This is a genomic window from Bradyrhizobium sp. ORS 285 (assembly GCF_900176205.1).
Taxonomy (GTDB): domain Bacteria; phylum Pseudomonadota; class Alphaproteobacteria; order Rhizobiales; family Xanthobacteraceae; genus Bradyrhizobium.
Map to the genome: position 1 here is coordinate 5,242,623 of NZ_LT859959.1, position 24,590 is coordinate 5,267,212.

The 24,590-nt window shown below is 65.7% G+C and carries 19 protein-coding genes; 3 read left to right on the plus strand and 16 right to left on the minus strand.

Going from position 1 to position 24,590, the window contains the following annotated elements:
• Positions 1-118 precede the first annotated feature (118 nt).
• From BRAD285_RS23530 to BRAD285_RS23550, 5 genes are all read right to left on the minus strand, one after another.
• Positions 119-1,807: a methyl-accepting chemotaxis protein gene (locus tag BRAD285_RS23530; RefSeq protein ID WP_006610690.1), complete on the minus strand. Its 1,689-nt coding sequence runs from the start codon at positions 1,805-1,807 to the stop codon at positions 119-121.
• 712 nt (positions 1,808-2,519) lie between these two features.
• Complete coding sequence (locus tag BRAD285_RS23535) at positions 2,520-2,753, minus strand: hypothetical protein (RefSeq protein ID WP_006610689.1); 234 nt, start codon at positions 2,751-2,753, stop codon at positions 2,520-2,522.
• Positions 2,754-2,934: 181 nt separating this feature from the next.
• Positions 2,935-3,552, minus strand: a complete 618-nt coding sequence (locus BRAD285_RS23540) for a hypothetical protein (protein ID WP_006610688.1) — start codon at positions 3,550-3,552, stop codon at positions 2,935-2,937.
• A gap of 114 nt (positions 3,553-3,666) precedes the next feature.
• Complete coding sequence (locus BRAD285_RS23545) at positions 3,667-4,653, minus strand: MDR family oxidoreductase (RefSeq protein ID WP_006610687.1); 987 nt, start codon at positions 4,651-4,653, stop codon at positions 3,667-3,669.
• A gap of 63 nt (positions 4,654-4,716) precedes the next feature.
• Positions 4,717-5,964 (minus strand): MFS transporter, encoded by a 1,248-nt coding sequence (locus BRAD285_RS23550; protein ID WP_006610686.1) that lies wholly within the window; start codon positions 5,962-5,964, stop codon positions 4,717-4,719.
• Positions 5,965-6,329: 365 nt separating this feature from the next.
• On the opposite strand from BRAD285_RS23550, the gene BRAD285_RS23555 reads away from it, so the two are divergent.
• Positions 6,330-7,928 carry an L-aspartate oxidase gene (locus BRAD285_RS23555; RefSeq protein WP_035645375.1) on the plus strand — a complete coding sequence of 533 codons (1,599 nt, stop codon included), beginning with the start codon at positions 6,330-6,332 and terminating at the stop codon, positions 7,926-7,928.
• Positions 7,929-7,941: 13 nt separating this feature from the next.
• Here the strand turns inward: BRAD285_RS23555 and BRAD285_RS23560 are convergent, their stop codons facing one another.
• From BRAD285_RS23560 to BRAD285_RS23570, 3 genes are all read right to left on the minus strand, one after another.
• Positions 7,942-9,438: a cell wall hydrolase gene (locus tag BRAD285_RS23560; RefSeq protein WP_035645372.1), complete on the minus strand. Its 1,497-nt coding sequence runs from the start codon at positions 9,436-9,438 to the stop codon at positions 7,942-7,944.
• A gap of 652 nt (positions 9,439-10,090) precedes the next feature.
• Positions 10,091-13,054 carry a pyruvate, phosphate dikinase gene (gene ppdK, locus BRAD285_RS23565; RefSeq protein ID WP_006613565.1) on the minus strand — a complete coding sequence of 988 codons (2,964 nt, stop codon included), beginning with the start codon at positions 13,052-13,054 and terminating at the stop codon, positions 10,091-10,093.
• 109 nt (positions 13,055-13,163) lie between these two features.
• Complete coding sequence (locus BRAD285_RS23570) at positions 13,164-13,319, minus strand: DUF3096 domain-containing protein (RefSeq protein WP_006613564.1); 156 nt, start codon at positions 13,317-13,319, stop codon at positions 13,164-13,166.
• Positions 13,320-13,563: 244 nt separating this feature from the next.
• Between BRAD285_RS23570 and BRAD285_RS23575 the strand changes: the two genes are divergently transcribed.
• On the plus strand, positions 13,564-13,911 hold the full coding sequence (locus BRAD285_RS23575) for a DUF1236 domain-containing protein (RefSeq protein ID WP_006613563.1): 348 nt from the start codon (positions 13,564-13,566) through the stop codon (positions 13,909-13,911).
• Between the two features lie 321 nt (positions 13,912-14,232).
• On the opposite strand, the gene glyS is transcribed toward BRAD285_RS23575, so the two are convergent.
• From glyS to BRAD285_RS23605, 6 genes are all read right to left on the minus strand, one after another.
• Positions 14,233-16,473 (minus strand): glycine--tRNA ligase subunit beta, encoded by a 2,241-nt coding sequence (gene glyS, locus BRAD285_RS23580; protein ID WP_006613562.1) that lies wholly within the window; start codon positions 16,471-16,473, stop codon positions 14,233-14,235.
• Between the two features lie 315 nt (positions 16,474-16,788).
• Entirely contained in the window at positions 16,789-17,733 is a 945-nt protein-coding gene (locus tag BRAD285_RS23585; RefSeq protein WP_006613561.1) for a glycine--tRNA ligase subunit alpha, read from the minus strand.
• Between the two features lie 125 nt (positions 17,734-17,858).
• Complete coding sequence (locus BRAD285_RS23590) at positions 17,859-18,050, minus strand: hypothetical protein (protein ID WP_006613560.1); 192 nt, start codon at positions 18,048-18,050, stop codon at positions 17,859-17,861.
• 104 nt (positions 18,051-18,154) lie between these two features.
• Entirely contained in the window at positions 18,155-19,072 is a 918-nt protein-coding gene (locus BRAD285_RS23595; protein WP_006613559.1) for a S49 family peptidase, read from the minus strand.
• Positions 19,073-19,314: 242 nt separating this feature from the next.
• Positions 19,315-20,076: a tRNA1(Val) (adenine(37)-N6)-methyltransferase gene (locus BRAD285_RS23600; protein ID WP_006613557.1), complete on the minus strand. Its 762-nt coding sequence runs from the start codon at positions 20,074-20,076 to the stop codon at positions 19,315-19,317.
• A complete protein-coding gene (locus tag BRAD285_RS23605) occupies positions 20,069-20,296 on the minus strand; it encodes a DUF2007 domain-containing protein (protein ID WP_006613556.1) in 228 nt (75 codons plus the stop codon). Before BRAD285_RS23605 ends, BRAD285_RS23600 begins: the two co-directional genes overlap by 8 nt.
• Before the next feature lie 134 nt (positions 20,297-20,430).
• On the opposite strand from BRAD285_RS23605, the gene BRAD285_RS23610 reads away from it, so the two are divergent.
• Complete coding sequence (locus tag BRAD285_RS23610) at positions 20,431-21,441, plus strand: polyprenyl synthetase family protein (RefSeq protein WP_006613555.1); 1,011 nt, start codon at positions 20,431-20,433, stop codon at positions 21,439-21,441.
• 259 nt (positions 21,442-21,700) lie between these two features.
• On the opposite strand, the gene BRAD285_RS23615 is transcribed toward BRAD285_RS23610, so the two are convergent.
• Together BRAD285_RS23615 and BRAD285_RS23620 are read right to left on the minus strand one after the other, a co-directional pair.
• The gene (locus tag BRAD285_RS23615; protein ID WP_006613554.1) at positions 21,701-22,603 is read right to left on the minus strand and encodes a 4-(cytidine 5'-diphospho)-2-C-methyl-D-erythritol kinase; all 903 of its coding nucleotides are present in this window, start codon (positions 22,601-22,603) and stop codon (positions 21,701-21,703) included.
• Between the two features lie 159 nt (positions 22,604-22,762).
• Positions 22,763-24,559 (minus strand): tetratricopeptide repeat protein, encoded by a 1,797-nt coding sequence (locus BRAD285_RS23620; RefSeq protein WP_006613553.1) that lies wholly within the window; start codon positions 24,557-24,559, stop codon positions 22,763-22,765.
• Positions 24,560-24,590 lie beyond the last annotated feature (31 nt).

Below are 24,590 nucleotides of genomic sequence, written 5' to 3' on the forward strand. Positions count from 1 at the left end.
TGCGAAACGAAAAAAGCGGCAACTGCCGAGAAGCAGCTTGCCGCTTTGTCTGTAAACTTCCGTTAATGCTGAACTACGTCCTACTAAAATTCCAGCAACAGCAAACGCCGCTGCGGTATCAGGCTGCGCGGACCGACGCCAGGAAGCTTGCGACCTCGCGTTTCAAGCGATCGCTGTCAGTCGCCAGCGATTGTGCCGCAGACAGAACATGCGCAGACGCCTGGCCGGTCTCCGCCGCGCCGCGCTGCACGTCGACGACGTTCGAGGAGACCTCCTGCGTGCCCTGCGAGGCCTGCTGGACGTTGCGGGAGATTTCCTGCGTCGCCGCACCCTGCTCTTCCACGGCAGCAGCAATCGCCGAGGAGATCTCCGACAGCCGCTCGATGGTGGTGGAGATCGCCCGGATGGCGCCGACCGATTCCTGCGTGGCCGCCTGGATTCCCGACACCTGCTGACCGATCTCGTCGGTCGCCTTGGCGGTCTGCTCGGCCAGCGCCTTCACCTCGGAGGCGACGACCGCGAAGCCGCGTCCCGCTTCGCCGGCGCGGGCGGCCTCGATCGTCGCGTTCAGCGCCAGGAGATTGGTCTGGCCGGCAATCGTGTTGATCAGCTCGACCACGTCGCCGATGCGCGCCGCCGCCTTGCTCAGCTCGCCGACGCGATCATTGGTCAAGCGCGCCTGGTCGACGGCCTCGGTCGCCATGCGGGCCGATTCCTGCACCTGACGGCTGATCTCGGTGATCGAGGACGACAGCTCCTCGGTGGCGGACGCGACCGACTGCACGTTGGTGGACGCTTCTTCCGATGCGGCAGCCACCGCGGTCGAAATCTGCTGCGAGCGCGTCGCGGTCGAGGACAATGCACCGGCGGAATGCTCGAGCTCCGTCGACGCCGACGATACCGTCTGCACGATCTCGCCGATGGTGGCCTCGAACTCACGCGTGATGTTGTCGACGCGGCGGCCGCGCGCGATCTTGGCCTCCGCATCGGCAGCGGCGTGCTCGTCGGCTTCCTTCTTGGCGATCAGCGCTTCCTTGAACACCTGCAAGGTATCCGCCATCGCGCCGATTTCGGTCGGCTCGCCGCGATGCGTCACCTCCGCGCTCAGATCGCCCTTGGCGAGTTCCTGCATCGGCTTGATGATCGAGGCGATACCTTGCGAGACGTTCTTCACCAGGTACACGCCGACGGCGACGCCGGCGATGACGGCGGCGGCGATGATCGAGAGGACCAGCCAGATCGCGCGCGAGAAGCTCTCGGCTGCCTGGCGCGTTGCGTTCTCGGCGCCCTTGTTGTTGAACTCGATGTCCTGGATGAAATATTTGTCGGCATCACGAGCGATCGCCGCGGCCGACTTCTCCAGCAACTCGGTGGCCTCGCGCGGCATCTTGCCGACGCTCTTGTTGGATTCGTCCATCACCTGCTTGATCGCGACGACGTACTTCTCCCAGGCCTGCACCCAGTTGTTGTAGATCGTGCGCTCCTCGGCCGAGGTGATCATCGGCTCGTAGGTCGCGCGGTCCTTGTTGATGGTCTCGAGAATGCCGTTGACGCGCTTCTCCGCGGCCTGCTTGGTCTCGGCGGTGTCAGACATCACATGCGCGCGCAGCGCGATGCGCAGCAGGTTGATGTCGGAGCGGAGCTCGCCGATCGCGCGCACGCTCGGCAGCCAGTTGGTCGCGATGTCGACCGTATTGGCATTGATCGACCGCATGCTGATCACCGCAAGCGCGCCGAGGCCGCACATCGTGACGAGCATGAAGGCGATGACCGAAATGATCTTCGTACGAATGGACAATTGTGACACTGATGACCCCAGCTGACTGCGCGTTCGGCCGCCTTCTCGCAGCGCCAAGGACGGCCCGAACATTCAGGTCTGCGCTGCGCTGCGCGGCATCGAGGTCAGAGAATCGGGAGCCTCGGAAACAGCGAGGTCTCATTCGGCTCTGACAGTGTCATTGGGCGCGAAACAGGCTTATCGGAAGTTAATTCCGGGCCCGTAAGACTACTGACAATGCATGTAAAATGCACACCGGCGCTGACTGCGCGGTGTTCTGTCACCGGTGTCGCTGCACCGGGCGTAGTAAGACACCAGTGGAGGTATCGCACTCAGCAACACCTTCGATCTCGCGTCGGACTGATCGTTCAACTTCTAGTATGCCAGCGATCTTTAAGGGCGAGTTAATCTGCAACCAGAAAGCGCGCGCTGCCGCGACACACGGGCCAGCAATCAGCTGCTTGAGACGCGATGTCTTGCTGAGACGCTGATAGTTGCGCGGCGGCAAGATGCAGTCTGAATTTGCTTGCCGGCGAACACGCGCAACGCGGGGGATGGTTCGAGATGCCACCACGCCCAAGCTGACGCGACGACGAGACGCCGCGTCTGGATGCACCGGCGTTGCCGGGCTGATCGGCCTGACCGCATGCCGCGTTCAGGCGCAAATGCTGCAATCTGGAGGAACGTCGGCGAGACACCACAGGCCCGGATCAGACCCGGGCGAATAGTCTCGGCAACGACATCAGGTGACCGCTTCGGAGACGAGGCGGATGCGGAACACCGGCTGCTTGGCTTCGTCGAGCAGCTCCATCTGCCACTCGGCCCCCTGCTGCAGCGTCTTGGAGATTCCGCCGATCAGGTCCGAGCAGACGGCCGTCAACTCGTTCCAGGCGGTCTCCCGGTTAGCGAACTCATAAGGCTGATCAGCCGCGCCGGAATAGCGGCCCTGACTGATCCGAAAGAAGTAAAGCGACATTAACGACCCTTTCTCGTGGGCCACCCCCCCGGTCGGAAACTGCAACGTGAGTCGCTACCGAGGCATGAATCAAGCGGTCCGTACGATTACGGCGCAATGACCCCTATCGTGCGCTCGACCTAAAACAGGTTGATCTATGTTAATCGGCGCCGGGTTTTTCAAAGGATGCGTGAACTAACAACTAATCGGTCGAGCGGCGCAACTCCGGGGCGGCATCAACCTTCGCGTTTTCGGACTTGCTGTTGTCAGGCTTCGCGGATTCCGCTTTCACCGGTTCCACTTTGCTGCGCTCCACGCGCGGCGTCTCGACCCGCGCGGCGACTTCCGTATGCGCCGGATCTGCAGCGGCAGGCGCGGCTGCACGCGAGCCGCGAGGACGCGCCACCGCGCGCGCCATCAGCATGGTGGCGCCGCCCTGATGCTGGAAGTCGCAATAGGCAAAGGCGCCAAGACCCGAAACCGAGCCGCGGAAGCTGCGGTCGTCCTTCTTGTCCAGGTTGAAGCACGGCTCGAACGGCATGCCCTTGATCGAGGCACAGACGTTCTGGCCGCGAATCTGCAGCGTGTTGCCGGGCAGCCGGATGTGACGCACCGGCCCCGAGCCCGAGAACTGCACTGCGCCGGCAGCGCCCATGTCGTCGAGAAGGCGACCTGCGCCACGGGTGCCGTCAACGCAGGTGAAGGCGAACACCTTTCCGGCGACGAATTTGCGCGCCTCGTCGGCGGTCATCGATCCCGCAACCGCAGGCGCGACGACGGCGCCTGCCGTCAGGGTCCCCAGCAAAAAACGCCCGAGCATGTATCAAACTCCCACTTAACCCCACGCAGCGGGTAAGGCGGTATCTTTACCCCATGCTTACCATACCAACCATGGCAACAATGGAGCAGCATGGTTTGAAAAGTCTGAACATCCTCAGGATATTCTTACCACCGTCCGGCCGCGAACCTGGCCGGCGAGGATCTGGGGGCCCAGCGAGGCGACCTCGTCCAGGGCGATTTCGTGAGTAATTTCAGCCAGTTTTGACCGATCCATGTCGGTTGCGAGGCGCGCCCAGGCGGCCTTGCGGGCGGGCAGCGGGCACATCACCGAATCGATACCGAGCAGGCACACGCCGCGCAAGATGAACGGCGCGACCGAGGACGGCAGGTCCATGCCGGCGGCCAGGCCGCAGGCCGCGATGGCGCCGCCATACCTGGTCATCGACAGCAGGTTGGCCAGCGTGTTCGAGCCGACGCTGTCGACGCCGCCCGCCCAGCGTTCCTTGGCCAGCGGCTTGGCCGGCCCGGACAGCTCGTGGCGGTCGATGACCTCTGCGGCCCCGAGCGACTTGAGATAATCGGCCTCGGCGAGGCGCCCGGTCGAGGCGATCACGTGGTAGCCGAGCTTGGCGAGCACCGCGATCGCGACCGAGCCCACGCCTCCGGCAGCGCCCGTCACCACCACCGGCCCGCTCGCCGGCGTCAAGCCATGCTTCTCCAGCGCGAGCACCGAGAGCATCGCGGTGAATCCGGCGGTGCCGATCGCCATGGCGTCGCGGGCCGAAAGGCCCTGCGGGAGGCCGACCAGCCAGTCGCCCTTGACGCGAGCCTTCTCGGCGTAGGCGCCGAGATGGGTCTCGCCCATGCCCCAGCCGGTGCAGACGACGGCGTCACCGGGCTTCCATTGCGGGTGGCTGGACTGCTCGACCGTGCCGGCGAAATCGATGCCCGCAATCATCGGGAAGCGGCGCACCACCGGCGCCTTGCCGGTCAGCGCCAGGCCGTCCTTGTAGTTCAAGTCCGACCATTGGACCTTGACGGTGACGTCGCCATCCATCAGCTCGGCTTCGTCGAACTGCGTCAGTGCGGCCGTGGTCCCCTTGTCGGCCTTGTCGATCCGGATCGCCTTGAACGTTCCCACAGCGGCACTCCCTGCGCTCTTGAAGTTTCAGCCATGTTTAGCCGATCGGATCGGACGTGCAACTCAGGTGGCGGGCACCGCCCGCGCCACCGGCTTCTCGACGATCGGCAGGTTGATCAGCGCCGAGAGCACGCCGAACAGGATCGAGAGCCACCAGATCGGCGTGTAGGAGCCATAGCGCTCGAACACGATGCCGCCGAGCCAGACGCCGAGAAAGCCGCCGACCTGATGGCTGACGAAGGCGAAGCCGTAGAGCGTGGCGAGCCAGCGCGTGCCGAACATGATTGCGACCAGCGAGGACGTCGGCGGCACGGTGGAGAGCCAGGCGAGCCCCGACACCGCTCCGAATGCGATCGCCGTGACGGGCGTGACCGGGAACGAGATGAAGGCGAGCGTGGCCAGCGCGCGGGTGAAGTAGATGAAGGACAGGATGTAGCGCTTCGGCAGCCGACTCTGCAGCCAGCCGACGCTGAGCGAGCCGATGATGTTGAACAGGCCGATCGCCGCGATCACCCAGCCGCCGGTCTGCGCGGACAGGCCGCGATCGACCAGGAACGCCGGCAGATGCACGGTGATGAAGGCGAGCTGGAAGCCGCAGGTGAAGAAGCCCAGGACCAGGAGCACGTAGGAGCGGTGGCCAAACGCCTCCATCAGCGCCGTCGTGAACGACTGCTGCTCGGCCTCGGTCGGCTTGGCCTCGGCTGCCGGCGGCGTCGCCACTGCAAGCGACAGCGGCAGGATGAACAACATCAGCGTCGCGAACACCATCAGCGCGCTCTGCCAGCCGAACTGGTCGATCAGCGCCACGCCGAACGGCGCGAACAGGAACTGACCGAGCGAGCCGGCGGCGGTGCCGGCGCCGAGCGCGAGGCCGCGCCGCTCCGGCGGCAACAGCTTGCTGAAGGCCGACAGGATGAGGTTGAACGAGCAGCCGGACAGGCCGAACCCGACCAGCACACCAGCCCCGATATCCAGCGACAGCGGAGACGTCGCGTAGCGCATCATCAGGAGCCCGCCGGCATAGAGCAACGCGCCGACGCAGATCACGCGCATGACGCCGAAGCGGTCGGCGATGGCGCCGGCGAGCGGCTGGCCGAGGCCCCACAGCAGGTTCTGCACGGCGACCGCGAGCGCGAACACGTCGCGGCCCCAGGCGAATTCGCGGCTCATCGGCTGCACGAAGAAGCCGAGGCTGGAGCGCGGACCAAAGCTGAGAAGCGCAATCGCGCAGCCGCAGACGATGATGACGAGCGGCGTGCGCCAGCCCTGGCTGCGGGAGGCCGTGCCGAGATCGCCTGCCTGTATCGACATGGATGGTCCTCCCCTGCTGCGCTGCGCATCGTCGGCGCATCCTCAGGGGTTAATGCATTTGCATTGAACTCCCAAGCTCAAAAGCAGGAACTCAGCCATGAAAAAAATCGATGACGCGTCGCATCATGACATCGCGTCATCCTGATGAGGTTCCATCGCTGAAACTCATGCAGCGCGTCATTATAGCGGGACTATTTCGATCGCGATGCGCGAGTGAGCGACGATGATTCACGCTGCGCGGGAGCGACCATCAGAACGGCCGCGATTTGTCGCCAAACACCTGTAAACAGCGACGGATGTCTCTGAAGAAGAGCTAACTGGTAGCTTGATACATATGCGCACCGAATGTGGAATTTGGACAGCATATGGACCACGACCAGATCGAAACGACGGGCGAAGTCGTGATCGTCGGCGCCAGCGTTGCAGGACTGTTCTGCGCGCTGAAGCTCGCACCGCAGCCGGTCATCTTGATCTCCGCGACCCCGCTCGGCGAGCCGGCGTTCGGCGCTACCATGCAGGCCGACATCGCAGCCGCCGTCTCTCCTGGCGACAGCCCGGAGTTCCATGCGGCCGACATGATTGCCGCCGGCGGCGGACTCGTCGACGAGGTCGCTGCGCTTGAGCTCGCTCGCGACGGTCTCGCCCGGATCGAGGATCTGCTGAGTCTCGGCGTTGCGTTCGATCGTGACTCTAAAGGCGGATTGGCGACGTCGCGAGCGGCGGCGCATGCGGCGCGGCGGATCCTCAGCGTCCGCGGCGATTTCACCGGACAGGCCATAATTGCCGCGCTGACCGAGGCCGTGCGCGCGACGCCATCGATCCGCGTGATCGAGGGACATGTCGCCGACACGTTGCTGACCGAGAGCGGCGCCGTCTGTGGCCTGCAGTTGCGCAAGACCGGCGACAATGCGGCCGCGCCGGTGGTGATGGCCACGCGGGCGGTCGTGCTCGCGACCGGTGGCGTCGGACATCTGTTCGCCGCGACCACCAATCCCGACCACGCCAACGGCACCGGCCTTGCCGTCGCCGCGTGCGCCGGCGCCGTGATCGCCGACCCCGAATTCGTGCAGTTCCATCCGACGGCGATGATGACGGGGCATCAGCCGTCACCGGTGATCAGCGAGAGCCTGCGCGGCGCCGGCGCGATCCTGGTCAACCGGCGCGGCCAGCGCTTCATGCTGCCGCGCCATCCGCTAGTCGATCTCGCGCCGCGCGATACGGTCGCGCGCGGCATCCTGGCGGAGATCGCAGCCGGACGCGGCGCGTTCCTCGATGCGCGAGACGTGCTCGATGACGATGTCGCCGAGCGCTATCCTATGCTGCACCGGGCCTGCGCGGCTGCCGGGCTCGACCCGACCCGGCAGCCGATTCCGGTGGCCCCGGCGGCGCATTTCCACATGGGCGGCATCGCGGTGGATCGCCGCGGCCGCAGCTCCATCGACGGGCTGTGGGCGGCGGGGGAAACGGCCGCGACCGCCACCGATGGCGCCAACCACATTGCCGGCAACGCGCTGCTCTCCGCCTTGGTGTTCGCCAACCGGATCGCCGACGACATCTCCGGCCGCGCCTTTGCGACCTGCCCTGCCCTGCAACACGTCGCCTTCGCGGAGCCCGCCGGCGCCGATTCCACGCTGAACATCCGGATGCTGCGCGAGATCATGACCAGCCAGGTCGGCGTGATCCGCGACGAGGAAGGGCTGGCCGAGGCCATCAGCACGATTGCGAAGCTCGAGCGCGACAGCGTCGATCCGGCGCTGCGCAACATGGCGACGGCGGCGCTGCTGATCGCGACCGCCGCCTGGAGCCGGCGCGAAAGCCGCGGCGCGCATTGCCGTGCCGATTGCCCAGCGGAGAACCCGAGCTTCGCGCAGCGGACCATGACCACGCTCGCCGCCGCGCGCGAGATCGCCGATGAACTCGCGGCGCGGCCGCCGGCGCGGCTGCCGCGGTCGCTCAGCGCATAGCGCGAAGGTCGAACTAGCGCCGCGTCCAGTTCGGATTGATCTCGGCTTCGCTCTTGGCGGCTTCGGTGAGCTCGGCCGAAATGGCCGCGGTCTGTTGCGGCGTGCCCCAGCTCGGCGCGTCGCTGCCGTCGCCCCAGCGCTTCGGCCGATAGAAGGTGTGGACCCCGAACTTGTACATGCGCTTCATCTCGGCGACCCAGGATGGCCGCACCCAATAGGCATGGTAGTGCGTCGACTTGCCGACCTCGGGCAGCCAGATCAGGCCGTCGAGCATGGCCTTGGCGATCTTCTTGGCGCGGTCCCACATCTCGGGCTCGCGAACCACATCCGCAACGTTGTCGCAGGCGAAGGTGAACTGACAGGCGAAGTGGCGGTACTTGTTCTGGTAGACGACGCCGCACACCGTGGTCGGATAGTAGCCGGAGAACGCGCGGTTCAGCACCACCTGCGCCACCGCGATCTGCCCGCGCACGGCCTCGCCGCGGGATTCGAAATACACGGCTTCGGCGAGGCACTTCTCGGACTTGAAGCGCGCCTTGTCGTCGGTGAGGCCCAGGCGCTCCGCCGGAGTTCGCGCGCGCTGATTGTCAGTGTTGACCTCGCCCTTTGGCGCGATGCTCTCGCCGCCGTCGCCGGACTTGGTGAGGTCCTTGGTGAGGTCCTTGGCGAGATCCTCCGCAGGCTGCGACAACGCCGCCATCGGCTTGAGGTCCGGATCCGGCATCACGATCAGCGGCGCTTCGCCCGGCTGCCAGGTTTCCATGCTGCCGGCGACGCCGCCGAGCGAGGTCGTGCCGAAATACAGATTCGCGGTCTTGATGTTGAGGCCGTCGACGCCCGAAGCGCTGTCGGTCGGCGCGTCGGTCGCCGGCTTGAGCTCGCCCGACGGACGCGCGTCCGGCTTGGAAGCGTCGTACTGCGACAGCGGCGGCGCGCTCAACGCTTCCTGCAATTCGGGATCGAGTGCAGCGCGCGGCGCCGGCGCTTCAGTCGGAGCTTCGCTTGTCTTGGCGCCGAACACCGATGAGTTCGAATCGGGCGTGACCGGCGCTGACGGCGCGGGCTCCGTCGGTGCGGCCTCGACGGGCTCGGCGGTCTCGCTCGATGGCGCCGGCGTCGGCGGACGCACGACGAGACGATCGCCCTTCAGCGTGCGATCGACCTTGGGAAAATCGGAGGACTGATAGCGCGGCGGCACCTGCAGCGCCGGATTGCGCGGCGTCGTGCTGCCGGTGATGTCGAGGCCGCGGCCGCTGAGGCTCGCCAGGCGAATGCCGCCCTGCGGCGTCGAGGTTCCGATCGGAAGCCCGAAGCTGTAGGTGGCGACCTGAACGGAGGCCGCAGCCGAGAACACACGCTTCTGCCAGCGCTCGGCGACGCCCGGCTGGCGGGCGAGCTGAGAAGCGATGTCTTGATACCCGGTCTCTGTCGGCATCAGAGCGAAGACGCAGAGACCGATTCCGAAGGACGCGACACGCGCGCCCTTCGGACCGGGACGCAGAACTAACATCGATACGCTCAACGCAACGCTACGCTACTCACTCGACCGAACGACAGTGCTTCCGTGCAATTCGATCTGTCATGTTCGTATCGGGTTTAGGTTGCCGAGGAGTTAACCCGCGTTGCATGTTTGAAACATGCAAGCGGCGAGGTTGTGCGGCACGCTGCGATCGATCTGCGTGGTAAACAGCGGGGTGACGAGAGTGGTGAAGATTGTGTCAACGAACGCGGTGAATGAATTTCTGACGCGTCGATCGAATCGATGCGTCGCTGCGAGATGTTCGTAGGTGGAACATTGCGACGTGGAAGATTGGGCGGCAGCATTGGCCGTGGCGATGACGATGATACGTAGAGGCGCAATGGGCCTTTTTTCTTGGTCGATACAGCCTGCGCGTTGCTGAGCTAGCGCGCGCTGAGCGGAAGGTGGGCTCCCTCTCCCCGTTCTTCACGGGGAGAGGGTTGGGGTGAGGGGCAGACGCACGGGAAGTGTTCGTGGTGAGACCTGTACCCCCTCACCCGGATTGCATCTGACGATGCAATCCGACCTCTCCCCGCAAGCGGGGCGAGGTGCACCGAGCGCGCCGCGCGCGCATCCACCAGCCAAACGAAAAAGGCCGGCAACTCGTGCCGGCCCTTATCAGCTCAAATCAATCCCAGCCGCATCACGCCTGGCTGGCGATCTCCTTGCCGAGTGCGGATTGGGCGGCGGCGAGGCGGGCGATCGGGACGCGGTAGGGCGAGCACGAGACGTAGTTCATGCCGACCTTGTGGCAGAACGCGACGGAAGCGGGATCGCCGCCATGCTCGCCGCAGATGCCGACCTTGAGCCTGGGCCGCGTGGCGCGGCCCCGCGCGACGCCGATCTTGACGAGCTCACCGACGCCGTCGCGGTCGATCGAGATGAAGGGATCGATCTCGAGGATGCCCTTGGCGACGTAGGCGCCGAGGAAGCTGCCGGCGTCGTCGCGGCTGATGCCGTAGGTCGTCTGCGTGAGATCGTTGGTGCCGAACGAGAAGAACTCCGCGGCCTCCGCGATCTGGCCGGCCATCAGCGCGGCGCGCGGCAGCTCGATCATGGTGCCGACCTGGTACTCCAGCTCGGCGCCGGTCTCGCGGATCACGGCCTGCGCCATCGCGTCGATGCGCGCCTTGACCAGGTCGAACTCGGCCTTGGTCGCGATCAGCGGCACCATGACCTCGAGGCCAACCGCCTCGCCGGTGCGCTTCTCGGCCTCGACCGCGGCCTCGAAGATTGCGCGCGCCTGCATCTCGGCGATCTCCGGATAGGCGATCGCGAGACGGCAGCCGCGGAAGCCGAGCATCGGGTTGAACTCGGAGAGCTCGCGGGCGCGATCGGCCAGGCGGCGCGGATCGGTGTTCATCGCGCGCGCGACCTCTTCCACCTCGGCCTGGGAATGCGGCAGGAACTCGTGCAGCGGCGGATCGAGCAGACGGATCGTAACCGGCAGACCCTTCATGATCTCGAACAGCTCGACGAAGTCGGCGCGCTGCATCGGCAAGAGCTTGGCAAGCGCCGCACGGCGCTCCTGCTCTTCTTCCGACAAGATCATCTCGCGCACCGTGCGGATGCGGGTCTCCTCGAAGAACATGTGCTCGGTGCGGCACAGGCCGATGCCCTCGGCACCGAACTTGATCGCGGTGCGCGCATCCTCCGGCGTGTCGGCATTGACGCGCACGCCGGTCTCGCGCACGGCATCCGCCCAGCCCATCAGGGTGCCGAACTCGCCGGACAGCTCCGGCTCGATCATCGGCATGCGGCCGGCGAGCACCTGGCCGACCGATCCGTCGATGGTGATGACGTCGCCGGTCTTGAAGGTGCGGCCGCCGATGCTCATCGTGCCGCGGCCGTAGTCGACGCGGATGGTGCCGCAGCCGGAGACGCAGGGCTTGCCCATGCCGCGCGCGACCACCGCCGCATGCGAGGTCATGCCGCCGCGGGTTGTCAGGATGCCTTCCGCGGCGTGCATGCCGTGGATATCCTCCGGCGAGGTCTCGATGCGGACCAGGATGACCTTGCGGCCGTCGGCCTGCAGCTTGGTCGCCTCGTCCGAGGAGAACACGATCTCGCCGGACGCCGCGCCCGGGGAGGCCGGCAGGCCGGTTGCGACCACGTCGCGCTTGGCGGCGGGATCGATGGTCGGATGCAGCAGCTGATCGAGCGAGGCTGGGTCGACGCGCAGCACGGCGTCGTTCTCCGAGATCAGGCCCTCATTGGCGAGCTCGACGGCGATGCGCAGCGCCGCCTTGGCGGTGCGCTTGCCGCTGCGGGTCTGCAGCATCCACAGCTTGCCGCGCTCGACCGTGAACTCCATGTCCTGCATGTCGCGGTAGTGCTTCTCGAGCAGCGTGTAGATCCGCGTCAGCTCGTGGAAGGCGTCGGGCATCGCGACTTCCATCGAGGCCTTGTCGGAGCCGGACTCAATGCGCGCGTCCTCGGTGATGTCCTGCGGGGTGCGGATGCCGGCGACGACGTCCTCGCCCTGCGCGTTGATCAGGAACTCGCCGTACAGCTTGCTCTCGCCGGTCGAGGGATTGCGGGTGAAGGCGACGCCGGTCGCCGAGGTGTCACCCATGTTGCCGAACACCATCGCCTGGACGTTGACGGCGGTGCCCCAGGATTCCGGAATGTCGTGCAGCTTGCGATAGGTCACCGCGCGCGCATTCATCCAGGATGAGAACACGGCGCCGATCGCGCCCCACAGCTGGTCATGCGGGTCCTGCGGGAAGTCCTTGCCGGTCTCGGTGGCGACGGCCTCCTTGTACTTGCCGACCAGCATCTCCCAATCCTCCGACGAGAGATCGGTGTCGAGCTGGTAGCCCTGGCTGTCCTTGAAGCTGTCGAGGATGTCCTCGAAATGATGGTGCTCGAAGCCGAGCACGACATCCGAATACATCGTGATGAAGCGGCGGTAGCTGTCGAAGGCGAAGCGGCGGTCGCCGGACAGCGACGCCAGCGCTTCAACCGTCTGGTCGTTGAGGCCGAGGTTGAGCACGGTGTCCATCATGCCCGGCATCGAGGCGCGGGCGCCGGAGCGCACCGACACCAGCAGCGGGTTTTCCGGATCGCCGAACTTCTTCCCCGTCAGCTTGCCGATGTAGTCGAGCGCCTTGTCGACCTGCGATTGCAGCTCCTTCGGATAGGTCTTGTCGTTGGCGTAGAAGTAGGTGCAGACCGAGGTCGGGATGGTGAAGCCCGGAGGCACCGGCAGGCCGAGATTGGCCATCTCGGCGAGGTTCGCGCCCTTGCCGCCGAGCAGATCGCGCAGACCGGCCTTGCCCTCGGCCTTGCCGTCGCCGAAGGTATAGACCCACTTGTTCGGCTTGATCGCGGTCGCCGCGCTCTTGGCTGCAGGCTTCGCAGCGGCCTTTGCGACCGGCTTGGCAGCAACCTTGGCGGCGGTCTTCGCCGGCTTCTTCGGAGCGGTTTTCACTGGCGCCTTCGGCGCCGTCTTCGCAGCGGCCTTAGCGGGGGCCTTCGCAGCAGGCTTCGGCGCCGTCTTCAGCGCCTTGCGCGGCGGGGCGAGCGGAGCGGCCTTGGCCTTGCCCGGCTTAGAAGCCTTTGATTTCGCTGCGACTTTCTTAGACTTCGCTACCGCTTTGGCCATGAGATGGTTCGATCCGCAAATGGGAGGAGAAATCGCGCGCCTTACACCACTTTGGGCGCTGCGGCGCAAGCACAGAGGTTCCCGACCTTAGGGCTAGACCGCGTGAGGACTAGAAATGCAACCACTTCAGCAAGCCCATGCCGATCAGGCCGTTGAGGATCAGGAAGATCGCAACGATGAAGTTCAACAGGCGCGGCATGATCAGGATGAGGACTCCGGCGATCACGGACATGATCGGCGAGATGTGGGCAACGGTCAGATGCATCGACGGACTCTGAATGGATGGAGAGACGAGCAGCAGGCGATTCGATTGCGCGGACTTTATCCCGGCCGATCGTGGCGGAATAGGAGACGCACGGCGCGGGTTCCGGTTCCCCACCACGGGGAACTGCCGCGAAAATGCCTCGGGTTCCCCGGGGAACGATGACCATTGGCTCGCATTGGGAGGCAGGTACCGGCGCACATGCCGGTCTCTCACTCAGCGGATCAACATCGAAGGAGTCCTGCTCATGCGAACCCACATCACTCTTGCCGCCCTGGTGGCTGCACTCGTGATCCCGGCAGCGGTGCAGGCGCAGTCCTACACGGTCGGACGCGGCGTCGTCGTCGAGGATGACGCGCCTGTCATCACCGTGGAGCGGCGTCCGGAATTTCGCGAATACGTCGTCCGCGAGCGCGTTCCCAACTATGTGATCCCGGATCGCGTGGTTGTGGGGACCGTCCTGCCGGAGTCGGGTGTTACCTATTATGACGTTCCGGAGCGCTTCGGTGCGACACCTTATCGCTACACGGTAGTGAACGGCGAAACTGTTCTGGTCGAACCGCGATCGCGACGGATCATTCAGGTGGTTGAGTAGTTATCGAGACGCATTTGGTCGCCAACGCCCCCGCAAGCGGCCAGATGTAAAGGCCCTGCCCGGTCCCCCCCGCCGGGCGGGGCTTACTTTTTTCTTGCGACTGACCGCGCAGCAAACGAGTCTGCCAGTGACTGCGCCCTCTCCCCTTGTGGGAGAGGGCATGTAGGAAAGTGCAGCGAGCTCGGTTGGGTGAGGGGTCTCTCTCAACAAGCGTCGCTCGCGGAGAGAGACCCCTCACCCAACCGCATGCGTGGATGGGCCGCACATGCCCTCTCCCACAAGGGGAGAGGGCGCTGCATCTGACAGCAGCGTGCGCGCGGCTCAGCCCTCGATCTTCGAGAAGTCCGCGACCGCACGGGTCGCGCTGCGGATCTCGTTCAACAACTTCAAGCGGTTCTCGCGGATGGCGGCGTCGTCATCGTTGACCTTCACCTTGTCGAAGAACGCATCGACCGCCGGACGCAGCTTGGCCATCGCGCGCATCGCCGCGGCGAAATCTTCCTTGGCGACGGCCGCGCCGGCTTCCGCAGCGACCTCGCCGATCGCCTCAGCCAGCGCCTTCTCCTCGTCGAGCTTGTACAGCGCGGCATCCGGCGCGCCCTCGAATCTGCGCTTGTCCTTTTTCTCCTCGATGGCGAGGATGTTGGAGGCGCGCTTGGTGCCGGCGAGCAGGTTCTTGCCGTCATCGCTGTCGAGGAATTTGCCGAGCGCTTCCACGCGGCGAACGACCATCAAGAGATCGTCCTGGCCGCCGAGCGCGAACACGGCGTCGACGAGATCGTGACGGGCGCCCTGCTCGCGCAGCTGGACCTTGAGACGCTCAACTAAGAACCCCCGCACCTCGCCGATTGCTTGAACAATCGCGCTGGTGAGTTCCTCAATTTGCTTGGATCGTGCGGGGTCCTGTTGGAAAGAGGTTAAAACGGCAGTGGCAATCTCTGCATTAGCGGTCATAACCGCTACGTCCTTCACCACCGGTCGCAGGCCCTCAAGAATGACTGAGGCTAGCGTCTTAGGTAAGCCCTTTCCAGCCATCTTGAGAACAGAAGTAAGGCCTAACCGCAGGTGATTATCCAAGATTAGCCGTACAACACCCAGTGCCGCGCGACGCAGCGCGTAGGGATCCTTAGATCCGGTTGGCTTTTCATCGACCGTCCAGAAGCAAAGCAATATATCGAGCTTGTCGGCAAGCGCCACCGCGACTGACACCGGATCCGTCGGCACGCGATCGCCCGGTCCCTGCGGCTTGTAGTGCTCCTCGCAGGCGGCGGCGACGGAGGCGTCCTCGCCCTGGGCCAGCGCGTAGTACTTGCCCATCAGGCCCTGCACTTCCGGAAACTCGCCGACGACCTCCGTCAAGAGATCGGCCTTCGCGAGCTTCGCGGCACGCGCGGTCTTCGCGGCGTCGGCGCCGACCAGCGGCGCGATCTCGGCGGCGAGCTTCTCGATGCGCGCGATGCGCGCAGCCTGCGTGCCCAGCTTCTCGTGGAACACGATCTGCTCGAACTTCGGCAGCCGGTCCTCGAGCTTCGTCTTCAGGTCCGTCTCGTAGAAGAACTTCGCATCCGACAGCCGCGCGCGGATGACGCGCTCGTTGCCGGCGATGATGGTCTTGCCGCCGTCGGTCGCCTCGATGTTGGCGGTCAGGATGAACTTCGGCGCGAGCCCGCCCGTCTTGGGGTCGCGCACCACGAAGCACTTCTGGTTGTTGCGGATGGTGGCGCGGATCACCTCGCCAGGGACCTTCAGGTACTCCGGATCGAACGAGCCCATCAGCACGACAGGCCATTCGACGAGCCCGGAGACCTCATCGAGCAGAACCTGGTCCTCGACCAGCTCAAACCCTTGCGCGAACGCCAGCTGCTTGGCGTCGGTGACGATGGTGTCCTTGCGTCGGCCAGGATCGAGCACGACCTTGGCGTCGAGCAGCTTTGCTTCGTAGTCCTCGAAGCGGCGCACCTTGAACGCTGCCGGCGCCAGGAAGCGGTGGCCATACGTCGTCTGCCCGGCCTCGATGCCGTCGACGGCGAAGCTGACGACGTCCGGTTCCTCGGTCTCGAGGCCGAAGGTCGCGGTGATCGCGTGCAGCGGCCGCACCCAGTTCAGCGCGCCCGGCTTTTCCGAGCGCTTGCCCCAGCGCATCGATTTCGGCCACGGGAAGGTCCTGATGATCACCGGCAGCATTTCGGCGAGCACGTCGAGCGTGGCGCGGCCGGGCTTCTCGATCAGCGCGACGTAGAAGTCGCCCTTCTTCGGATCGCGCTGGATCGTCGCCTCGTCGAGCGAGGACAGGCCGGTGGCCTTGAGGAACCCCTGGATCGCCGCATCGGGACCACCGACGCGGGGGCCCTTGCGCTCCTCCTTCAGGTCCGCCTGCCGCGCCGGAATGCCGTGCACCGTCAGCGCCAGCCGCCGCGGCGTCGCGAACGCCTTGGCGCCCTCGTAGACCAGGCCCTCGGCGACGAGCTTGTCAGTGACCATCCGGCGCAGATCCTCGGCCGCCTTGGCCTGCATGCGCGCGGGGATTTCTTCGGAGAACAGTTCGAGGAGAAGATCGGGCATTAGTTGAACTCGTTGGCAGGGCTGGCGCTGCTGCGCACCCCTCCCCCTTGCGGGGAGGGGTTGGGGGTGGGGGTCGGCGCGCGCTGAAGGTGGAGAGGGATGTCGTCAGGACTGACGAGGATGTTGTTATGGGCGATCAATCGCGCGACATGATGCAAGATGGTGTTGCGACCCATCAGACATCTCGCCCGGGGCCCCCCACCCCCGACCCCTCCCCGCAAGGGGGAGGGGGGCAGAGGCACCGCGTGTGTGGCGACGTTCGATGGCACGACAGATCTCGATTCAAATTAGGACGAGGACGGCTCGCGGGCTTGCTCAGCCGGCTGATGCAGCCCCCGCCCCGCCCGCTTCCGTATGCAGCCACGCTTCGCCACAGGCCTTGGCCAATTCGCGGACGCGCAGGATGTAGCTTTGGCGCTCGGTGACGGAGATGACGCCGCGGGCGTCGAGCAGGTTGAAGACGTGGCTGGCCTTGATGCACTGGTCGTAGGCCGGCAGCGCCATCAGGTGTTCTCTGCGCCCCTCGCGCCAGCCGGCGTCGAGATATTTGCGGCACGCGCCTTCGGCCATCTTGAACTGCTCGAACAGCATGTCGGTGTCGGCATGCTCGAAATTGTGCCGTGAATATTCCTGCTCGGCCTGCAGGAAGACGTCGCCATAGGTGACCTTCTGATCACCGTCGCGGCCGTTGAAGTTGAGGTCATAGACGCGGTCGACACCCTGGACGTACATCGCCAGCCGCTCGAGACCATAGGTGAGCTCACCCGCGACCGGCGCGCATTCGAAGCCCGCGACCTGCTGGAAATAGGTGAACTGCGACACCTCCATGCCGTCGCACCAGCACTCCCAGCCGAGGCCCCAGGCGCCTAAGGTCGGGCTCTCCCAATCGTCCTCGACGAAGCGGATGTCGTGCACGGCGGCGTCGATGCCGATCGCGGCGAGCGACTTCAGGTACAGCTCCTGAAGGTTCGGCGGCGACGGCTTCATGATCACCTGGAACTGGTAGTAGTGCTGCATCCGGTTCGGATTCTCGCCGTAGCGGCCGTCCTTCGGCCGCCGCGACGGCTGCACATAGGCCGCATTCCACGGTCTCGGCCCGAGCGCGCGCAGGGTCGTCGCCGGATGGAAGGTGCCGGCGCCCATCTCCATGTCGTAGGGCTGCAGGATCACGCAGCCCTGCTCGGCCCAGAAGCGTTGCAGGGCCAGGATGAAGCCCTGGAACGAACGTTCGGGGCGCATGTGCTGTGGCAGCGAATCCATCGTCGATATCGGTCTTTCGCGGGTCTGAAAAGCGCGCGGACCGTATCGGCGAGGCCCCGAGGAATCAAGGCAATGGGCGGATAAAACGGCGGTCAGGGCCGCCGTTTCGATCGCAGCGGGCCGGGTCAGCCCGGCCGGTAGGCGCCCGTGACGGGATCACGGCGCAAGGTCTTGATCTCGGCGGGCTGCGCGACCTCGGCGGCGCGCGCCAGCCGCATCTCTTCCAGCTCGCGGTTGATCTTCTGAGCGGTCTTGTAGGCCCAGCGAACCGCGGCAAGCCCGCCCAGCATACCCGCGAAAGCGACGAACGGCGGCATTGGTCGATCCTTGTTCATGGAGAGCCACCCCGATTCGTATTGTCGCCGATCCCGGTTCCCCCTGCAATCCGGATTGCAGGGGGCAAAATGGCGCGGACCAGGCCTCAGAAGCCGAATCGGGCCCAGATCGCCCGGGTTTCGGCGGCGGAGATCAGTTCCTCGGCCAGCCCCGACCAACTGAGGCCCCAACCTTCCGCGGCCAGGCTGCCGGCGCCTGCGGCCTTGCGGCCCAGCAGGCCGGACAGCAGGCCGCCGGCCGGCGCCACCACGGGCATCGCGACCTTGTCGCCGAACCGGGCGCGCAGCACGGCGCGGAGGTCGCCGATGGCGTCCGCCAGGCCGAGTGTCACGGCGGTCTCGCCGGCCCAGTACTCGCCGGTGAACAGCACATCGTCGGCGCCCTTGAGCTTCGTGGTGCGGCTCTGCTTGACCAGCGAGATGAACAGCGCGTGGATCTCGCGCTGGATCTTCTTCAGCCGCGCCACGTCGTCGGGATTCTCGGGCAGGAACGGATCGAGCATCGCCTTATGCTCGCCCGCGGTATAGAGCCGGCGCTCGACGCCGATCTTCTTGATCAGGTCCTGCAGCCCGAACGAGCCGCCGACCACGCCGATCGAGCCGACGATCGAGGAGGGATCGCAGAAGATCTCATCACCAGCACAGGCGATCATGTAGCCGCCGGACGCCGCGACGTCCTCCACGAACACCAGCACGGGAAGCTTCTTCTCGGTCGCGAGCTGGCGGATGCGCAAATAGATCTGGCGCGACTGCACCGGCGAGCCGCCGGGCGAATTGATCACCAGCGCCACCGCCTTGGCGTTGCGCATCGAGAACGCCCGCTCCAGCATCTTGGCGACACCGGCCAGCGTAAGCCCCGGCCGCAACGGCGTGACCGCGCCGATCACGCCGGAGAGGCGGACAACGGGCACGACCGGGGCGCCGCGCAGCCGCGCCGGCAGCAGCGCCTTCAACCGATCGAAAGGCCCCGCTGCATCGCTGGGTTGTGTCAAATTGTCCACCATCCTGTTACCTCGGATTAACCACTTTTTATCCCGCCGCTGCCATTCAAAGGGCTGGAACAAGCCTTGCAATAGCTGGGGCAATTGCACGGCTGATCAAGTTGCAGAGTGCGGCGGAGGAATTCATGAAGGTCTATCTGTTGATGCTGCTGATCGGTACTCTCTTGACGGCGATCCGTTTCACGTCGGTAACAGAACGCCGCTCCGAGGCGCAGACACACTAACGCCAGACCCCGACCAACCGTTCAGGGGGCGGCCAGAGCCAACGCCCCCTGCCCCGTCAGCACACGCGATACGTCGTCATTCGGCACACCTGCCGCTTCGTTCAGCACTACCCCCGGCAGGATCTGGGTCGGCGCCCGCCCTCCCTTAACGGCCCGCACCAGGATGCGGATTGCAGGTTTTCCAGCCTGCCCATGCACCGGCTGCAGCGCCAGGCTGCCGAAGCCGCGCCCCAGAGCCGCCAGCACCTCGCTCAAACCATCGGCCCGCCAGATCAACGTCAACACGCCCCCGGATTTCAGCATCCGGCGCGCGGCATGCGTCCACAGCTCCAGCGTGGTCGTCGTCGCCATGTGCGCGCCGGCGCGCGCGGCATCCGGCGAGGCGCGGTGACGCGCGGCATCATGGAACGGCGGATTCATCAGCACGACGTCGACGCTGTCCGGCCCAAGGCCCGCTGCGGCAAACGCAGCAGCATCGGCGGCGATGTCCAGCACGGCCACCTCAGCCCGCAGGTCATTCGCTCGCGCATTGTCGCGCGCGAGCGACGCCAGATGCGGCTCCCGCTCGACCAGCATCAGCGCGAGGTCGTCGACACGCCGCGCCAGCGCCAGTCCGGCAGTGCCGACGCCGGCGCCGAGATCGACGACCCGATCGCCCGGCCGCGCGGCGGTCGCCGCCGCCAGCAGGATCGCGTCGTGGCCGGCCCGATGGCCCGAGGTCGGCTGGCGCAGCCGCAGGCGGCCGCCCAGCACCATGTCCTCGGAGATCGCAGCGTCACTCATCAGGACGCAGCTCGTGCGCCAGCCCGGCGTCGGTGAGCAGCCGCCGGGCCTGCAGATTGTCGTCCTCATGCACGAGGATCCGGCGCGGCAGGATGCCGAGTGAGCCCTCTATGATGCTCATGTTCTGGTCGAGCACGAGGTGATGGATATCGGCGCCGTCGAGCAGCGCCCCGATTGCCGAAACCAGCACGATGTCGTTGGTCCGAACCAATTCCTTCAAACGTTATGTCTCCGCGCGGGCCAAGGTCGGCGAGATCGGTCGATGCGGGGCCGGGTCAAGGTTCCGTGTCCGCCCTTGCCGCCTGCGGCCGCAGTTTCTATTGTCGTTTGAGCATAGCAAAATCGGAGACCAGCGTGGCGGTTATCGTACCTTTCGAAAGTCCATCGGGCGCCTCCATCGATGGGCTGGTCGGGCTGGTCACGGCCGACATGGAACGAGTCAACGCCACCATCCTGTCGCGCACCGGCTCGGACGTGACGATGATCCCGGAGGTCGCCAACCACCTGATCTCCTCCGGCGGCAAGCGGCTGCGGCCGATGCTGACGCTCGCGATGGCGCATCTCACCGAGTACGCGGGCGACGGCCACGTCAAGCTCGCCGCGGCGGTCGAGTTCATGCATACCGCCACGCTGCTGCACGACGACGTGGTTGACGAAAGCGAAATGCGCCGCGGCAAATTGTCCGCGCGCATGTTGTGGGGCAACGAGGCCAGCGTGCTGGTCGGCGACTTCCTGCTGGGACAAGCGTTCCGCATGATGGTCGAAGTCGGCTCGCTGCGCGCGCTCGACATTCTCTCCGCGGCTGCCGCCACCATCGCCGAAGGCGAGGTGATGCAGCTCGCCGCCGCCAAGAACACCGCGACGACGGAGGACGAATATCTGGCCGTCATCCGCGGCAAGACCGCCGAGCTGTTCGCTGCCGCCTGCGAGGTCGGTCCGGTGCTCGCGGATCGTCCCAAGGCCGAGCAGACCGCGTCGCGCTCGTTCGGCATGAATCTCGGCATCGCCTTCCAGCTCGTCGACGACGTGCTCGATTACGGTGGCAAGGCCGCCAAGCTCGGCAAGAATGTCGGCGACGATTTCCGCGAGGGCAAGATCACCCTGCCGGTGGTGCTCGCCTTCCGCCGCGGCAGCGACAGCGAGCGCGCGTTCTGGATCAAGTCGCTGGAGCGCGGCGAGATCGACGATTCAGACCTCGATCACGCCATCGGCCTGATGAACAAGCACCGCGCCCTGGAAGACACGATCAGCCGCGCGCATCATTACGGCGCGATGGCGGTGGACGCGCTGGCGCTGTTCCCGGCCTCGCCGATGAAGACGGCGCTGGAGCAGGTGGTGGCGTTCTGTTTGGCAAGGTCGCATTAGTTAGCGAGGCTGCCCACGTCACCGATAAACTCATGCGCCCGCGCATGCGGTGCCAGTGAATGCGCCCTCGCCCCTTGTGGGAGAGGGCATGTAGGAAAGATCAGCAAGCTCGGTTGGGTGAGGGGTCTCTATCCGCGAGATGAGTTTGCTGAGAGAGACCCCTCACCCAACCGCGTTCGCTGATGGACCGTACATGCCCTCTCCCACAAGGGGCGAGGGCGCTGTATTTGGCAGTCGTTTCGCGGATAAATTAGATTAGTTAGCTCAGCGTCCCCGCGTGCACCCACCATTCGGGATGTGCCGCAGCGATCGCAACGCCGGCGGCCTTGGCATCAGCCGCGCTGCCGTAGATCGCAAAGCACGTCGCGCCTGAGCCGGACATCCGCGCCAGCAGCACGCCTGAGCTCGCGCGCAGCGCATCGAGCACGGTGCCGATGATCGGCTGCACCTTCAGCGCCGGGGGCTCGAGATCGTTCTTCACCTGGTCGAGCGCCGCGACCCAATCGCCGATCGACGCGCCGGCCTTCGGCCATGCTGGTGCCACGAGCACATCGGTCACCCCAACGAGCAGATCACCCGGCTTCAGCCCGAGCGTTTGGAACACGTCCTTGGTCGCGACCGGCACGCGCGGATTGATCATCACGCAAGGCAGAACGGGCAGCGCGAGCGGTTGCAGATTCTCGCCGACGCCGGTCATGGTGCAGGCGCGCGAGGGCACGCAGACCGGGACGTCGGCACCCGTCTTCAGCGCCACGGCCTGCAGGCGCGGATCGTCGAGCGACAGCCCGTTGAGCTTCGCCAGCAGCCGCAGTGCCGCGGCCGCATCGGCCGAGCCGCCACCGATGCCCGCCGCGACCGGCAGCACCTTCTCAAGGGTGAAGGCGCCGAGCTTCAGCCCGGGCACAGCCTCGGCCAGCAGGCGGGCCGCCTTGAGCACAAGATTGTCGGAGGTGTCGCCACAGGCGTCCGCGAGCGGCCCGGTCGTGGTCAGCGTCAGCCCCTCGCCCGGCAGCAGCGTGAGCTGGTCGGCGCAGTCGGCAAACGCCACGACGCTTTCGAGATCATGATAGCCGTCGACGCGGCGGCCGACGACGCGCAGGGTGAGATTGACCTTGGCGCGGCCCTGCTCCTGCAGCGCGCCGGTGACCGTGGACGCCAACATCGGCGCAATGCCCCCAAGCTCTGAGGTGGCGGAGATCCGGCAACGCGATCAGCCCCAGGCCGAACGCAGCTGGCCCCACCACACCTTCATCGAAATCAATCCGGGCTCCCCGGCAAGCCGAGGAGCCCGTGATGGCTTCAAATTCCTGATCGGTACGATCTAACCGCCCTTGCCGTCGTCCTTCTTGGCGTCGGCCGGCGTATCCTTGGTGTCGGCGCTGGCGGCGGCCGGCGCTGGATCGTCGGTGAGGCCGTTCTGGATCTTGGCCTCGATCTTCGGCAGCTCCTCGGCCTCCGGCTTCAGGTCGCGGGCATGGGCCCACTGGAACTTGGCTTCCAGCTTGCGGCCGATCTTCCAATAGGCGTCGCCGAGATGGTCGTTGATGGTCGGATCCTCGGGCTTCAGATCGATCGCGCGCTCAAGGTTCTTCACCGCCTCTTCGTAGTTGCCGATGCGGTAATAGGCCCAGCCGAGCGAGTCGACGATGTAGCCGTCGTCGGGACGCTGCTCGACGGCGCGCTTGATCATCTTCATGCCTTCGTCGAGATTGACGCCCTGGTCGATCCAGGAATAGCCGAGATAGTTCAGCACGTGCGGCTGGTCGGGCTGCAGCTCGAGCGCCTTGCGCATGTCGGCCTCGGCCTTCGGCCACTGCTTGGAACGCTCCAGGCAGATGCCGCGATAGTAGTAATAGACGCTGTTGGCCTTGTCGTTGTTCGCCGGCAGCGAATCGACGCCGAGCGAATAGGTCTTGGCGCAATCGGCGAACTTCTTGCGGCCGCGCTCGATGTTGCCGAGCGCCATGATGGCTTCGAGATCCTTCGGATCCTGCGCGATCACGTCCTTGAGGATCTTGATCGCGTCGTCGCTGCGATCGGCGCTGTCGAGATCGGTCGCGAGCTGGATCTGCGCATTGCGCTTCAGCGGCGAGCTCGCCGGCACCCGCTCATAGACCTTGATCGCCATCTGCGGCTTCTTCACCGTCTCGTAGAGATCGGCGAGCGACAGCAGCGCCAGCGGATGGTTCGGCTGCAGATGCAGCGCGAGCTGCAGATAGACCAGCGCGAGGTCCTCGCCGCCGCGGCGGCTCAGGGTGGCGCCGATGCCGTACAGCGCCTCGGCGGCGCCGGCCTGCGGCGAGTCGACCAGCGGCGGCAGCTTCTTGCCGGCCTTGGTGTCGCGCAGGCCTTCCTGCACCAGCGGATGACGCGCGAGCTTCTTGTCGAACGCCTCATAGATCGCGGTGGCGGAGGCCGCGTCCTTGTTGCGCGATAGCCAGTGCGCATAGGCCTCGGTGATGCGCAGCATCGAATCGTCGAGCTTGTAGGCGCGCTCGAAGCGGGCGCCGGCTTCCTTCTCCTTGCCGGCGAGCTCCAGGATCATGCCGGCGTGGAGGTCCTTGAACAGCGGATACCATTCCGGGCCGGTCAGCTTGTCGATGGTGGCGACGGCGCCCTTGGCATCGCCCGCGCCTGCGGTGGCCCAGGCCGACAGCAGGGTGGCGACGAGGTCAGTGATCGGGCCGCGCACCGACTGATTGATGTTGTTCTGCGCGGCCGCGTACTTCTTCTGCTTGATGTCCTGCACGCCCATCACGAGACGGGCGATGCGGTTGGACTTGTCGACCGTGAGCACACGCTCGGCGAGCTTGACCGCTTCGTCGATGTCGCCGTCCGCAACCGAGGAGATGAAGGCGCGGTCGAGCAGTTCGTTGTTCTTCGGATCGCTGCGCAGTGCCGAGCGGTAGAACGCGGCGGCCGAGGCCGCGTCGCGCTCGACGCTGGCGTGGCGGGCGGCCAGATAGCTGCCCGAGGTGGTGAGCGACTTCAGATCGACGCTGCTCGGAAACTTGGCGGCGGTGTCAGCCGGATGATCCGGCGTCTGGGCCATAACGGCACCGGGGAGCAGCAAGGCGGCAATAGCAATGGCGGTCCAGCGATTGCGAATGGATAACATCACGGTGCGCTCTGGTTGTTGGATATGGATT